Source organism: Methylomonas montana, from assembly GCF_030490285.1.
In the GTDB taxonomy this organism is placed as follows: domain Bacteria; phylum Pseudomonadota; class Gammaproteobacteria; order Methylococcales; family Methylomonadaceae; genus Methylomonas; species Methylomonas montana.
Genome location: NZ_CP129884.1, coordinates 1,515,271 through 1,529,309 on the forward strand (window position 1 = coordinate 1,515,271; position 14,039 = coordinate 1,529,309).

At 53.4% G+C, this 14,039-nt stretch carries 9 protein-coding genes; 2 read left to right on the forward strand and 7 right to left on the reverse strand.

The genetic code is table 11. The annotated features are described in order from the left end of the window. Positions 1-43: 43 nt before the first annotated feature. From QZJ86_RS07185 to QZJ86_RS07215, 7 genes are all read right to left on the reverse strand, one after another. Positions 44-3,478: a PAS domain S-box protein gene (locus QZJ86_RS07185; protein WP_301937669.1), complete on the reverse strand. Its 3,435-nt coding sequence runs from the start codon at positions 3,476-3,478 to the stop codon at positions 44-46. 265 nt (positions 3,479-3,743) lie between these two features. Continuing rightward, positions 3,744-4,868: an aminotransferase class V-fold PLP-dependent enzyme gene (locus tag QZJ86_RS07190; protein ID WP_301937671.1), complete on the reverse strand. Its 1,125-nt coding sequence runs from the start codon at positions 4,866-4,868 to the stop codon at positions 3,744-3,746. Positions 4,869-4,943: 75 nt separating this feature from the next. Next, entirely contained in the window at positions 4,944-5,498 is a 555-nt protein-coding gene (locus QZJ86_RS07195; protein WP_301937673.1) for a M15 family metallopeptidase, read from the reverse strand. A 25-nt stretch (positions 5,499-5,523) separates the two neighbouring features. Beyond that, positions 5,524-6,312, reverse strand: coding sequence for a phytanoyl-CoA dioxygenase family protein (locus QZJ86_RS07200; RefSeq protein WP_301937675.1), 789 nt, complete (start codon positions 6,310-6,312; stop codon positions 5,524-5,526). A gap of 231 nt (positions 6,313-6,543) precedes the next feature. Beyond that, positions 6,544-7,014: an HAD family hydrolase gene (locus tag QZJ86_RS07205; RefSeq protein WP_301937677.1), complete on the reverse strand. Its 471-nt coding sequence runs from the start codon at positions 7,012-7,014 to the stop codon at positions 6,544-6,546. A gap of 163 nt (positions 7,015-7,177) precedes the next feature. Next, the gene (locus tag QZJ86_RS07210) at positions 7,178-7,639 is read right to left on the reverse strand and encodes a cupin domain-containing protein (protein WP_301937679.1); all 462 of its coding nucleotides are present in this window, start codon (positions 7,637-7,639) and stop codon (positions 7,178-7,180) included. A gap of 431 nt (positions 7,640-8,070) precedes the next feature. After that, positions 8,071-9,519, reverse strand: coding sequence for an aryl-sulfate sulfotransferase (locus QZJ86_RS07215; RefSeq protein ID WP_301937681.1), 1,449 nt, complete (start codon positions 9,517-9,519; stop codon positions 8,071-8,073). Positions 9,520-10,179: 660 nt separating this feature from the next. Between QZJ86_RS07215 and QZJ86_RS07220 the strand changes: the two genes are divergently transcribed. Further along, positions 10,180-13,074 carry a TonB-dependent receptor gene (locus QZJ86_RS07220; RefSeq protein ID WP_301937683.1) on the forward strand — a complete coding sequence of 965 codons (2,895 nt, stop codon included), beginning with the start codon at positions 10,180-10,182 and terminating at the stop codon, positions 13,072-13,074. Between the two features lie 494 nt (positions 13,075-13,568). Next, positions 13,569-14,015 (forward strand): rhodanese-like domain-containing protein, encoded by a 447-nt coding sequence (locus tag QZJ86_RS07225; protein ID WP_301937685.1) that lies wholly within the window; start codon positions 13,569-13,571, stop codon positions 14,013-14,015. The last annotated feature ends 24 nt before the right edge of the window (positions 14,016-14,039 follow it).

The following is a 14,039-nucleotide window of genomic DNA, read 5'->3' on the forward strand; positions in this document are numbered from 1 at the left end:
TTCGAGTACTCATCGTATTTCTCCAGCACCGCAAGCCAAATTTTCATTCACAGAGCGATATCAGGCTGTCGAAGCGGTAGCCTTCGATGAGCCGACTGACCAGATCGGCCTCGGCCGGATATTCGGCACGTAAGCGTTCGACAACGGCTTGGCTCGCTTCGATATCCAGGGTCATGACGGCTTCCAGTAGTTCCTGGCGCAATTCGGTTGGCAGGGCCGCAAGCGTTAGGGTGGCACTCGCCGGCGGCGTTTCGGTTTTTTCGGTGGCATATTCAAATTTCAGGTCCAGGATTCGGCCGATCAGTTCAAACAGGCATTCAGCGTCGACCGGCTTGCGCAGCATGTCGTCGCAACCGGCTGCTAACACTTGGCCCCGGTCTTCCTCGAAAGCGGAAGCCGTCAGCGCGAGGATAGGGAGTTTGTCGCCGCCTGGCAACGCCCGAATCTTCCGGGTCGCTTGATAACCGTCCATTTCCGGCATACGCATATCCATCAGGATTAATTGCGGGTGCCAGCTTTGAAACCGTTCGACGGCCTCCCGGCCGTTGGCGGCGATACATAGCTCGGCACCGATCTGTTGCAACAATTGCTCTATGACTTGCTGATTGTCGGGATGGTCCTCGGCGACGAGTATGCGAGGGGCGGGCTGCCCGGTTGCCAGCCCAAGAATCCGGGTAGCGCCGATTTCGACGGGTTTGACCTCGGTAGCGGGCAGCGGCAGCGTGAAGCTAAAGCGACTGCCATGGCCCGGCGCGCTCTGCACCGTCATGTCTCCGCCCATCATGCGCACGAATTCCCGGCTGATGGCCAGTCCCAAGCCGGTGCCTTCACCCTTGGTAAGGTTGGCATCGGTCTGGTAAAAGGCCTGAAAAATACGCTCTTGTTCGGCCATCGCGATACCGTGGCCGGTGTCGCTCACCTCGAAACGAATGTTCTGATTGGGCTGGACGGCAACGCTAAGACGCACTTCGCCTTGCTCGGTGTATTTAACCGCGTTGCCTAATAAATTCAGCAACACCTGACGCAGGCGATGAGCGTCTCCTTGCACATAAGCCGGCAGGTCAGTAGGGCACTGCATGATAAAGGCCAAACTCTTGGTTTCGGTACGGACTTGGATCATCTCCTTGATCGTGATCAGGGTGGCCGACAAATCAAAAGGCGCCAGGGTCAACTGGCTATGGCCTGCCTCGATACGGGAAATTTCCAGCACGTCATTGATCAGGGCTAACAGGTGCTGACCGCTTTTATTGATAGTGCGGATGTTACACCGCAGGTCGTCCGGGATGCGCCCGTCTCGCTCAAGCAGCTGTGCGAAGCCGAGAATTGCGTTCATCGGCGTGCGCAATTCGTGGCTCATATTGGCCAGAAACACGCTCTTGGCTTTGTTTGCCTCATCTGCCGCGTCACGCGCCAATATCAGTTCGGTGGTCCGCTGTTGTACCAGATCTTCGAGGTGATCTTGGTAATGCCGCAGCGATTCTTCCGCTTGCTTGCGCTCTCTAATGTCAATGAAAGTGGCTATGGCACCGATGAGCGCTTCGTCGATAATGATAGGTTGCGACCAGTATTCCACCGCTACTGCAACGCCGTCCTTGCGCCAGAATACTTCATCGGTAACGTGGACTTTTTCATTGTGCAGATAGGCGGCAGACATCCGACATTCGGCGGCGGGATAATGACTGCCGTCGGGATGCGAATGATGAATCAGCGCATGAATCGATTTGCCTATGACTTCGTCGGCATGATCGTAGCCCAGAATTCGCAAAAATGACTGATTCACAAATTTACAATTTCCCGCGGTATCGACCCCATAAGCGCCTTCCGCCATCGAATTGAGCAGCGAATACATTTGCTGGTGCGATTCATGCAACGCATTCTCAGCGCGCTTACGGTCGGTAATATCTTCTTGTGTGGCAAGATAATGCGTGATGCGTCCATCCGACTGATGTAATGGAGAGATCAACGCTGATTGGATATATTCACTGCCGTTTTTGCGCCGATTGATAAACTCGCCTTTCCAGGATTTTCCTTGACTCAATGCCGCCCACATATCCGTAAAGGTTTGCTTGGGGGTCTTATCGGATTTCAAAATCCTCGGATTTTGCCCAATTGCTTCGGTATGGTCATAGCCGGTTGTTTTAAAAAATGCTTCATTGGCAAATTCGATATTGGCGTGAAGATCGGTAATTAAGATTGAATTGGGACTTTGCTCGACGGCCAGAGAAAGCTTTCTTAACGATTCCTCCGCAAGCTTAAGGCTGGTGATGTCTTGCGCCGTTCCCAGGGATCGTAGCGGTTTACCTTGGGTATCGAAGTCTGTTTGGCAACGTTCATGCACCCACTTGATGCGGCCGTCGCTCATCAGCAGCCGGTGGGTGATCTCGTAGGATGTATGGTTTTTGAGCGAGTCTGCGTAAGCCCGGTTTACCGCGTCCCGGTCGTCAGGATGAACGGCATTCAGGAAGCCGTCGTAAGTGGCGGCAAAGCGATTGGGATCGATCTCAAACAAACGAAAAATCTCATCGCTCCAGCTCAGTGCGTTGTTCGACAGATCGAGTTTCCAGCTACCGATATGGGCGATACGCTGCGCCTCATTCAAGTTTTCGGTGCTGACGCGCAGCTCCCTTTCAATCTTGAGTCTTTCAGCCTGTAACGCGGTGATCAGCAAGCCGGTCAGGACGGTGGTTGCCATATAAATCCATAGCAGTAACAGACTGATATGGACATCGGAAACCATGAAAACACCTTTTCCGATCGCGGCCGTCCAAGCGGCGAATATCGAAAAACCCAATCCGGCCAGGGTTGCGCCGGTATTGCCAAAACGCAGCCCCGCCCAAGTGAGCAAGGGTATGGTTAGAAACGCCAGCGGCAACGAACGGCCTATCCCTTCATAAACGTGCATCAGCGAAAACCAGGCGACGATACCCGCTGCCAGTAGCCAGAATAATAATTCTTTGCGGACGCGGTTTAGCTGTCCCAGGTTTTCCCAAGTGATGGTGAGTAAAAACGGTGCGGCCAGTAGCACGCCGATGGTGTCGCCCAACCACCAAGAAAGCATGGCGGAGCCCATGGCTTCCCAAGGCAGTACGCCGCTGAGATGAATACTCGCCACCCCGCCTAAAGCAGAAAGCGTCATGCCGGCACCGGCCGCCACGACTAGCGAGCCAACATCTTTTTGGCGATCGAAGCTTGGATGGAAGCTAACGCGTTTGAGCCAGGCTACGGACAAAAGCGGCCCCAGGGTGTTTCCCACTGCGATGGCGGCGGCCAGGGGCCAAGAGGAGCCAATGGACAGATTGACCAGAAACGCGCCGCAATAGATGCTCGGCCAGGCACGCCAGCCCCAGCGAAACAAGCCGGCAACCGCTATGCCTGTCGGTAGCCAGATCAGGGTGATATGCGTACCGACAAAAGGCAATTTCAACCCAAGCCAGCCGGTGATGAAGTAGGCCAATGTCAGAAGGAACAGTCTAGCCATAGGGTTTTCCTGAGTGGGTTTTCAGCTCATTGATCAGCCATGATAGCCCGTGTTTTGATGAACTGACTAATACTGTGGCGATTGGACGAAGGCATCGAAGTTTCAGATGCCTAATTGGCAGCGGTTAGCTTCTACACTAAAAATCGCGCCCGCTTCCTAATATTGGAAGCCGCTGTATTCTGCTCGATAAGCTGATTCCAGGCCAAGCAAAATCCGAAACGCATCCTGGTTGGACATTGCCGAATGGATGCGTCGCAATCGGTTTTTAGATAGACAACGCCGCAGCCAATGCTAGCGCCCGGTCGATTTCCTCGAAAGTGTTGTAAAAATGCGGCGAGAAACGGATGCCGCCGCCGCGCGGCGCGCAGACCACGCGGTGTTGTTGCAAGTGTCTGTATAGCGCGTCGTTGCTGAGCGATTTATGCTTGAAGGTGACGATGCCGGATTTCAAAGGGCTGGGCCCAGACAGCAAAACCAGTTGTTCATGCTCGGCAATAGCGTTTTTCAAATAGTCGCTACGCTCCAGCACCAGCTTTTCAACGGTAGCCATGCCGGTTTCCAGCAGCAAGGACAGGCTGGCCGACAAGGCATGGATGCCCAGCATATTCGGGCTGCCGCATTCGAAACGGCGGGCGCCGGGGTGGATCTCCCAGGGCCGGTTTTCGTAATTATGAGTGTCTTTCATCATGTGCCAGCCGTATTGCGTCAGTTTCAATTGATCGCGCGCCGCCGGCGTGGTGTAAAACACCCCCAGACCCTCCGGGCCGAACATCCATTTGTGGCCGTCGGCCATCACGAAATCGGCATGGTAAGCCTGCACGTCGAATTGCACCGCGCCCAGGCTCTGGATCGCGTCGATACAAAACAGGATGCCGCGTTGCTGGCAAAACTCGCCGATTCGCTCCAGGTCCATCCGTAAACCGGACGCAAACTGGATAGAGCTGATGGTCAATAAGCGGGTGTGGCTGTCCACTAACGCAAATAAGGCATCCTCAGGTGTGGCGGCGCTGGACAGATCGGCTTGCCGAAACTCCACGCCGCGCTCGGCTAACGATTGCCAGGGCAGGCGGTTGGATGGAAATTCTTCGTTGCTGGAGACGATATTGTCGCCGGCTTGCCACGGTAAGCCGTAAGCGACAAAAGACAGAGCTTCCGAAGTGTTTTTGACCAGCGCAATATCGTCGGCCGAGGGCGCATTGATCAGGGCTTGCAATTGGCCGCGAATCTCGGTTTCCTTTTTTAGCCAATCCAGATAGTAATGCGAGCCGTAACGGCAGTTTTGCTCGGCAAATTGGATGACCGCCGCGCTGGTGCGTTTCGGCCAGGGCGCCACGGCGGCGTGGTTGAGGTAGATCAAGTCGTCGATTAAAGGAAATTCCGGATGTCTCATGGTTTTACCGGCAGCGCCGCCCAAAATTGAAATGCGTTCAGTATAATTTATCGGTCGTTTCCCGGCCGATCCGTTTTATGGGTGGCCATCGCCGTGATAACGCCAATGCCAGGGTTCGTAAACGTATCCGTAACCGTTATCTCTCGGGAACGACAAGAACAGGCCGAAGCGTTCGGCATTGGCCGACAGCCAGCGATAGGCATCGGTGTTTTCAAATTTCTCGCCGAGATCCGGACAATCCGGGCTGCCGATGTCGATCGCGCAGCCGCTGTGATGCTCGCTGTAGCCGGGTGGGGCATTGATGGTGAGAATCTGCTCGATACTCAGCCCTTTTTCGAGTTTGCGCCGAATGATGGTCGCTTGATATTCCACGCTACGAAATGCCGAAACCATCAACAACCCGACACTATCGGCCGCCGCTGCGGTTTTGAGAGTCTGCCAAGCCACGGTGGCTTTGGGCGTTAACTGAAAGGCTCTGCCCTTATCCGATATTTCCGCGGAGATTAATGTCAGAGGCTCAGGCCACGGGATCAAGTTTCTGGCCGCGGGCAAGTCTTCCGGAATACCCAGTTCTTGGAATATCAAACTGACCCGAGTATCAAAGTCGTGATGGGCCGCTGGCTGACTCATATCGGATAATCAATGCAGTCTGGTTTCATCGGGGTTCTATCAGCATAGCGCGGGCTCGTTTGTACCATTGCTGGTTGTCTATGGCGTTCAGTTCGGCGGAGGTCGGCAGATTGCCGGCATCCAGAAACGGCAATGTATAGCGGTGCGGTTTGCCGACACAAAGATCCAGGGCTTTTCTGGCGGGATTTAGCTGGTAATTGCCCCGGTGCAGCATTTGCGCGTCGAAAATCAAAATATCGCCCGGTTCCAGACCGATTAACAAAGCGTCCGCTAGCGCCTCGCTGTTTTTGTGGCCGTTCAATTCCAGCCGCACGTCTCGTTCCAGATCGGTATCCCAGCGTTGGTGCGTGCCTGGTATCAGTTCGACGCCTGTTTCCGGCAGCAGCGGAATCCGAATATGCAGAGACAGCATATTGGGCTGCTCGGCTTGTAACTCGGCGTCGCTAAGCGGGCTGTATTGCAAATCCCGGTGCCAATAGGGCAGGCGACTGTTTTGGTAGGGGTTGAAGAAAAGCTGTGTGTTATGAAAATAAATGTCATCGCCAAACAGCTTAGCCAACAGCTTCGTGAGACGATCCGAGGCAAGGGCTTGAAAGAACCTTAGCCTTTCAGACGGATGATGCGCGAAATAGTGAGAATTGGTCAAAGAATGCATATTGACCAGCCGCTGTGCGATATAAATGGCATGGTTTTCATTAAGCCATTGCCGATGAATCCGGTCGACGATTTTCGTCAATGCCTCAATTTCCTGGTTGCTGAACAGCGATTTGACGACTAGAAATCCTTGCTGTCGATACGTTTCTGCTGCTTCCATGGTTTTACCTCATATTGCTTAGCGGTGTAGCCCGGATGGATGCGCATAGTACGCTATTGTTTGGTCATTACAATACTGTTGCGGCCGGATTGCTGACAAGCCGCTTTACAATGCCTCGGTGGATTCGGCATCGCTTGGCAACGCGTGCCTGACGGTTATTTCGGGTGTCTGCATGGATTGAGTTAATCGCCGGACGAAACCAAAACGAGTTCGATGCGATTGCCAAGCAGGTCAGGAACGCAAGGTAGCAATCAAACGCTTGGGATTTCGCAGCAGATCGAGTGCGTCGACAATGTTGGTGCAGACCAGATCGGCGTTGGCGATGGATTGCGCCGATCCGCCCTCGCGTTGTATCAAGGCGATGCCTATCGCGGCGGCCTTCAACATCTTCCTGTCGTTGCGGCCGTTGCCGATGGCGACGACAGTTTCGGCCCCCAGATCGGTCACGAATTGCAACTTGGTTTTAGCTTGGGATTCGGTTGGGGTGATGATCAGCTCTATCGGTAAATCGGCTAGCTGAACGTGGGCCAGTCCGAAGGTGTCGGCAGTAATGATATGAATTTTTATCGTGGGCGCAAGGCTGGCGAGTAGGTCCGCCACGCCAGGCAGCAGTTCACCGTCCAGCGCCAAGGTGCCGTTGTAATCGCAGACTAGATGGGCGAGTTCAAGATTTTGAAAGCCGGGAATGTCGACCAAGATCATGGAAATACCCCGTGATGGAAAAGATCAGTGCTTAGATTGACTGTCATGCATGCGGATGAAGACATTGGACAACATAAATCGTGCCGATCGAATATACAAAATGCCGAAGTGGTCTTTGGCTCAAGCTAATTGAGAGGATGCCAGTGGGTAGGCATCCTAGCGCTTATTTTGCCGGCGTCGAGGTCGCCGGACCTATGCCGACAATCTGCAAGATCGTGTCTTCGTCCTTGGCGCCGTCGTAGTGAATTTCGTTGCCGTAGTGAGTGACGAAACTGCCTGCCGGTACCGGTTTCAAGTGCTCCGGATCATAGTCGGTGCCAGTGCCGACCCACCAGGTGCCGGAAATCACCGTGATAAAACGGTCGTTAGGATGCGAATGCGGCTTGCTATTGTGATGGGCCTTCCATTTGTTCAACACCACATATAGACCGGGCTTGGCCGGATCGCCGACCAGTACCGCGCTTTCCGAACCGCTGGGGTTGGCCACCCAGTTGATCTGCTCGGGCAATTTGATCGAAATCGCCTTGGGGTCCAGTTCGCTGGCCGTTGCCGAGCTAAAGCCTAAGCATAAGGCAAGTGCCAGTCCGAGTTTAGGCGACTGGTGCCGGGTAAATGGCTGAAACATCGAGTTCTCCAAAAATAAGTGCTGCTTGGCACGTGGGCTTCGGGGTATCTGGTCAGCGGGTGCCGAATCCTTTCGGCTTAATGACGGTAACCCGGCCGCCAAAAACCACTAACCAGATACCCCGAAGCCCACCGTTGTTTGCTTGAAAATCTGCAATCATTCAGCGCAAAACACAGCAAGCCCTCTCCTGCGGAGGTTGTCGTAAAAGGTAGGTCGGGCTGAATACAATGAAGCCCAACATTCTGATTTTGTTGGATTTTGCTTTGCCCAAGCTACATTTGACTTTTACGACAGCCTCCATCAGAAGAGGGAGTCATTTCTCGGCGAATCACAAAACCCGGCAATTCGCTGAAAGCCTGCGCCCCGTCCCTGGCCTCTTTCACTGGAGAGGGGCGGTTGTGCTACGCGCTGGATCGTTACAAAAACTTTCCCTATAAAGCCGGAGCCGCCGGTATCCGGAATTTATTCAAATCCGGCGGGCTGACCGGCTTTTCGCTGTGCGGCGTGCCGGCCGGCACCCATTCGTAGGGCACCGGTTGGCCCCGATACACCGAATTGTTGGCGGTGGCGCGGCCGGTCACCGCATCCTTGCCAGCGCGGAAGTAGGGGTTGATATATTCCCAAACGATCTCGCCGTCGCGGGTCACCTGAAACAAGCGGCCGCTCTGGCCTTCGTCTATAAAGGTATTGCCGTTGGGCAAGCGGCGGGCGGCGCTGATATTGGTGCTGCGAAACGACCAACCGGGGCCGCCGGAATCCTCGCCGCTGTATTGCCAGACGATTTCGTTTTTGATCGGATCGATTTCCAAAATCCGCGAGCCGCCGGTTCTGGGGACCGTCGCGCTGGGATAGCCTGCCACGCCTTGATTGTCGAATACCAACAGATTGCCGGCGCCCGGCAGGCCTTCCGGGATGATATGGGCGTCGTGCTGGCCGCTGATTTGATCGACCGGTCTAGGCACGTTGCGGGGCAGGGCTTGGTCTTCGCGGGCAAGGGAATAATGAGGACCGAGGCGCCAGACGATCTTGCCGGTATGCTTATCGATGATCGCAATGAAATTGCCATTGCGGGCGTCGAACAGCAGATTTTCCGGATCAAAGCGTTTGTCGCCGGCGGCAAACCAGTGGTTGGGGCCAATTACTTTCAAATTATTGGTATGAAATACGTCGGCAATCGGCGCATTGCGTACCAGTTTCAGTTCCGCCGGGGTAAAACCGAATTCGTTGAGATGTTCGGTGGCTATCCATTTCCAGACCACTTCGCCGGCCGGATTGACTTCATAAATCACATCGTCGAGCACCTCCGGCTGTTTGAAGCCTTTTACCGGATGAACCAGATTTGCCAGGACGACAGTATTGCCGTTCGGTAATCTGGCCCAGTCGTGGTGCTGCTGCGCGGCTCCGCCTGGGGCTTTCTCGCCGAAACTCCACACGGTTTTACCGTCCCAATCCAGTTCGCCGACCGTTTTCGAAATTCGCCGATTAATCTGCCCCGGCACCAAATCGGTACCCTTGCCTTCGGTAGTGTCTAGGGTTACCAATACGTGGCCGAGCTTGCCGCCGTTGACGGCCGGATCGATCAAGGTACTGTGGCTGGCGGCATCCTTCCATTCGTGCACCGCGTTGCCGTTTAAGTCGATCAGACGGGCGATATTGTCGCCGCCGCTGAACAGCACAAAGGAGTTATAAGCCTTGGCCGGATCGTAATGCGTGGTGCCGGTCGGATAGACGCTGGGTCCGGCGAATGCCGAGAGGCTGAGTATCACGCCCAGCGTAATCAGAACGGCTTGTTGCAGGGCCAAACAAGAACCGGCCGTTCTGTGTTGGCTGCTTCCGTGCGGTTTATTAATAGGCATATTAATAAGTGTGGGTAGTGTCATCGAATGATCCCTTGAGTGTTTGATGTAACCAATAGTCCTGGTATAGCTAAAGCAATTTATAAGCCAAGATAATATTTTCCGGTTCTAAGTCGGTTTTCTTGGCTAATTAGCGGGATGTTAGGGGCTAACTTATTCGATGTTTTGGGCAAGCCTCGGGCTACAAGCTGAGGCCATTCTGCCTAGGTGCCCATTGCTTTTTGGCGCCACGCCGGGCAGGCCCAGTAGTTGTAATTAATTGATTTCAAATAGCGAAAGCGGCGATCTATTTGGCGATCGGAAGGTCGGTCAGGTCATTTATCGCGCAGTGGGTCTTTAGACATTTGTTTTGGATTGAAGGCCCTGAGCCCGGATGCCAAGCGGCAGAGCTGGACTGTTGAGTAGGGCGCAGTCCATCAACAATCTCTGCCCGCAGCTCAACAGCCAGTCAAGCCGAAAAAATCGCGTGGTCTATTGAATTGAGCGCAACGCGCTAAAGTCATTAAAAAAATAATCACTTAAATTCAGTATTTTACTGTCGGTTTTAAAGTTTTATGCCTTCTCGAAAACCCGTGTATCCGCCGTTGGCATGCGCATTGCAAAACTGGTTGTTAAGCAGGCCTGTCATGTGGACTCAACATGCCGGCTTGATTTTGCATTTTTAACATTCGATTAGGTGAGAGAGTGAAAGATTATTTAGCAGGAGCTAATTCGGCCGATGCCCAGCGACAGGATCGGGTACCTGAAACCATTAGCCGGCGCCGTAAGTTGTCGACTTGCGTGGCCTTGACCATCGCCGGTGTTTCGATGGCTGCCGCATTAAACGTACAAGCTGCGGCGCCTAAGAAAAATGCCAAAAAAGTGAGCAACACCAAGGTGGTCAGCGAATTGGAACTGGAAAATCAGCGCCTGCGTCAGGAATTGCAAGCCGCCAAACAACGCGAGCTGGATTTGATTAAAAAAGGTGTAGCTGCGGCGCCGGCGGGCGCGGCTACTGCTGAGGCTGCTTCGGCGACAGCCGCAGCCGATGGTCAGGCGCCGGCCGAGGAACTGGCTCAGAACGAGGACGACCAAAAAGCCGACCTGGGCGAAGTGGTGGTGAAAGCTCGGCCAAGGCTGCAAAAACTTAAAGATATACCTAACTCGACTTCGGTACGGACCGGCGAGGAATTGCATAAAGAATTGGCGATGGATTTAGGCGACATCCTGAAACGGGCCGGTAACGTCAAATGGAACTACGGCAACGCTCGTACCAGCAGTTTGTCGATGCGCGGTGTCGGTCAACAGTCGCAGACCGATGCGATGGACCCCAGTGTCGGTACCATTGTGGATGGTGTGCCTTATGCCTATAACCCCTTATCCAGCTTCGATCACTATGACATTGATTCGATACAAGTGGAGCGCGGTCCGCAAGGTACCGATGGCGGCAAGAACGTCAGCTTGGGGCGGATCAACATCAATACCAAACGTCCTACCTTCAATCGCGAAGCGACTTACTCGGCCACTTATGGTCAATTCAACACCTATATCGGCGATGCGGCCTTGGGCGGCGCGGTGATCGACAACTTCCTGGCTTGGCGCGGCGCGTTTCACGTCAATAAAGCCGAAGGTGCCACTAAAAACCTCTATAACACCGATCAAACCTGGTACAACCGAGATCGGGTCTCGGGTCGGCTACAATTTTTGCTGACGCCGACTGAAGATTTCACTGCCCTGATCCGTTTCGACGCCAGTCCGCGTGGCGAAGAGTTTAACAACGGCAATAACTTTTTTACGCCAACGCCGGCCATATCAGCCAACGGACTGCCGACTAACCTGAATAACGACGCCAGAACCCGATTGGCGCGGCGATGGTTTAGGGAGGGCAACCCGGACTATACCTACGAAAAAAATTACCTCTATGGCGGAGGTCAAAACGCCTTCAATCAAGATGGTCAGTATGCGCTGATTACCGCCAGCAAGGGTGGTTCGGTTGAAATGAACTGGGATACCGGCTACGGAAAACTGACCTCAATTACCGCGGTGCGGGATTTTGAGTTTCAGGCCAGGAACGACGGCGACTCCACTCCGTTCACCACCAATAAAAATGGCGGTGGTGCAGTGCCGGATTTCAGGCAACTGAGTCAGGAGCTTAAATTCACTTCTAAAGTGGGCGATCTGGTCGATTACACCACTGGTATTTATTTAAACGACCGGAAAATGATCAAGGGCAATCGGGTTGGTTTTGGTGCCGATGCGGGTGCTTGGTTAGCGGGTGCCGGCGCTTACAGTAGGCTGGATGTCAACTCTGTCGGTAGAGAGTTGATGAAGGATTCGCTGAATGAGCTGCACACCGATAACCCCTATTACATTCATAATAAATCGGCATCCGCGTTTTTAAATGCCAAATGGCATATCACCGAGCCGTTAACATTAGAAACGGGTTTGAGGTTCAATATCGAAAATCGTCGCCAGTCTACCGAAAAATTTATTACCAATGCCGGTTTTGGGACACTGCTTAGTCCTTATGCTGTTAACGGCATACAAACCGGCGGTTTCGATACGATTACCGCAACGGGTGCGCTGACTGCCGGTGCCGCGGCCGATCCGGTACAGGTGGCGCGTGCCAATGCGGTGGCTCTGAAATATTTTGGAAAGGCGACCTATGACGAGCTTAGTGCCGCTCAGCGCCGTCAAGTCGGCGATGCCAAAGGTCTGCGAGCCGGTCAAATGGGGTTGCTGTGGGACAAAGAACCCGGCAAACCGTTCAGATCGACTCAGCCTGGTTATCAAGTCAGGCCCAGTTATAAGTTCAATGAAGACTATACCGGTTATGTGTCCTGGGGTTACAACGAAAAAGCCGGTTTATCGCAGACGGTTAATAGTGTTGCCTATCTAGCCGAACCGGAAAAAACTAACTCCTTCGAGATCGGCTTGAAATCGACCTTATTCGATAGAGCGTTGACGTTGAACACCGACTTTTTCTGGACCGAAATCACCAACTATCAGCAAGGGGTGCAAGTCATCGACGAGTTCCAAACCGCCGCGCTTGGCCAGGACACCTACACCTCGATTACCGGTAACGCAGCCGGTGTGAGAGCCTATGGCGTGGAAATCGACGGCTCCTTGGTCGAGACTATTCCATTCACCTCGGTCAACTTCTCCGGTTCGTATAACGAAGCCTTTTACACCGACTTTAAAAACGCCGGTAAGGCGGCAGAGTGGAATAATCTCGCGTCGCCGACCTTCGATTTGACCGGTCAGACCTTGCCGGGTGCGGCCAAGTTTACCTTCAGCATCAGTCCGGAGTTCAGATATCCGGTCGAGATATTGGGCGGTAAAAACGAGTTCCACACCAGTTTCACCACTGCGTTCACCAGCAGTTATAAATCCGATACTTCACTTTCGTCTTACAGCGTGATACCGGCCAATACCACCACCGACTTGTCTATCGGTATCGGTCGGCGCGACCGGGCTTTCGACGTGTCCTTGGTGGCGAAAAACATCTTCAACAATCAAACGCCTAACGCCAGAACCTGGAACAGCTATAGCCCAGGTATTCCGCAATGGTTTGGTTTGACGGTTAACGGCAAGTTTTAACATTCGACTCTCGTGGTGCCTCCGCGGGCCAGGGATATCCCTGGCCCGTTTTTTTTGCCCAACGGTTTGGCAGCCATGCCATCAGTAGCAGTGCTAATCGTGCTGGCAGCAAAAGCCGCCGAAGGCGCGCGGAAATTCCCCCTTACCGCGCCGAATCACCGCGTCGTGGACCATCAATTTTTGCATTCATCCTTAATTCGGTCGGCAAATTCCACAATTTTTTAGCGGCGGCTGTTATCCCAACAACAGCGTTTGCTGTGTGGCTGCTGAATTTTCATCAGCTCGATTGCCGAATCGGCTGTCGGGACCGTCGATTGCTCGACTTTTATTCAATCAGCATAAAAAAAGCCAATATAAATCAATGGCTAATGACTTTTTGTAGTTGCTGTATCTATTGGCTTTCCGGTGGCACGCTAGTTGCTCTATCCAGAAAGTAAACCTGTGCATATGCGTGCCTCGGCGCGTGACTACTAACTAAAAGGAAGAGAGATAACATGAATAAAACAATCAAGCTGACGTTTTTGGCAATGCTGCTCGTAACCCCGGTCGCATTTGCGGCGTCTCACGATCATCAAGAGAAAAAGCCCGCCGCCGAGTACAAATATAAAACGCCCAAGCTGAATCGCGCCCAGTTCGACGAGCTGTTGGCTAAGCCCGACCAGTTGACGGTTATCGATGTGCGTCGTCCTGACGAATTGACCGGCAAAGGCGGGTTCCCAGTGTATCTGAGTATTCAATCGACCGAGATCGAGAAAAGTCTGGCCTTTATTCCTAAAGAAAGAGGCATCGTGACGGTATCGAATCACGCGGGCCGTGCCGGCGCAGCAGCCGATTTGCTGGCATCAAAAGGCTTTAAAGTCGTTGGCGCGGTGGGTGCGCAAAACTACGAAGAAGAAGGCGGCAAGTTGACCAAAATCGCGCCGCCAGAGCCGAAAAAATAAAAAATCACGACTCGAAATTTGTCA

Bases quoted from the DNA above. Each gene is read 5' to 3' on its own strand.
- QZJ86_RS07185 (WP_301937669.1), bottom strand. From the start codon at position 3,478: ATGGCTAGACTGTTCCTTCTGACATTGGCCTACTTCATCACCGGCTGG.
- QZJ86_RS07190 (WP_301937671.1), bottom strand. From the start codon at position 4,868: ATGAGACATCCGGAATTTCCTTTAATCGACGACTTGATCTACCTCAAC.
- QZJ86_RS07195 (WP_301937673.1), bottom strand. From the start codon at position 5,498: ATGAGTCAGCCAGCGGCCCATCACGACTTTGATACTCGGGTCAGTTTG.
- QZJ86_RS07200 (WP_301937675.1), bottom strand. From the start codon at position 6,312: ATGGAAGCAGCAGAAACGTATCGACAGCAAGGATTTCTAGTCGTCAAA.
- QZJ86_RS07205 (WP_301937677.1), bottom strand. From the start codon at position 7,014: ATGATCTTGGTCGACATTCCCGGCTTTCAAAATCTTGAACTCGCCCAT.
- QZJ86_RS07210 (WP_301937679.1), bottom strand. From the start codon at position 7,639: ATGTTTCAGCCATTTACCCGGCACCAGTCGCCTAAACTCGGACTGGCA.
- QZJ86_RS07215 (WP_301937681.1), bottom strand. From the start codon at position 9,519: ATGACACTACCCACACTTATTAATATGCCTATTAATAAACCGCACGGA.
- QZJ86_RS07225 (WP_301937685.1), top strand. From the start codon at position 13,569: ATGAATAAAACAATCAAGCTGACGTTTTTGGCAATGCTGCTCGTAACC.